Below are 648 nucleotides of genomic sequence, written 5' to 3'. Positions count from 1 at the left end.
AGGAGGAACAGGTTATGTTTATAGGGGATATTATATTTTAAGTTATTGTTTTCGGAGGTATAATTTTAGGTGTTTTAGGATATTTATATTTTATGCGGACCAAGAAAAGCTAATTAAATTTCTATTTCAAGTAACGGGTACTTTACTTCATTATCAGGAGCTGATCAGCAGCTCCTTTTCTTGTGGAACTATCGGGGCAGCTTAATAAGAAAAGTGGAAGGTAAATCCAATTAATAGTATAGTCATATGTACTAGATCCTTTTTGTGGTCTATTTCTTGATCGAAGAAAAATTCAGTTGAGGGGTATTGTACCAAATAATTTACATTGCTTTTATTTTTCGAGAAAATAAAGGTACAATTAATACTTATATAGTTTATTGATGATAAWAGATAATGAGGTAGGAAAAAAATGATTGCAAAAACAGAAGAAGATTTTAATGGTTTGAAGGAAATTGGCAAAATTATTGCCTCCATTAGAGATGAATTGGTTCAAAGAACAATTCCTGGCATAACGACCAAAGAACTTGATGATTTAGCCGGAGAACTTTTAGAAAAAGCAGGTGCAGTTTCAGCTCCAAAAGGTGAATATGATTTTCCTGGCTATACTTGCATTAGTCTTAATGAAGAAGTGGCACATGGTATTCCGGG

Annotated in this window: 1 protein-coding gene; it reads left to right on the top strand. The window is 32.8% G+C overall.

The window, feature by feature from the left end; translation table 11 throughout:
• Nucleotides 1–409 precede the first annotated feature (409 nt).
• A partial coding sequence (locus AC1DUW_RS31700; RefSeq protein WP_477644559.1) for a M24 family metallopeptidase occupies nt 410–648 on the top strand: 239 nt, incomplete at its 3' end.

The organism is Peribacillus sp. P4_C12, assembly GCF_056402095.1.
This window is presented reverse-complemented; position numbering and strand designations above follow the sequence as displayed.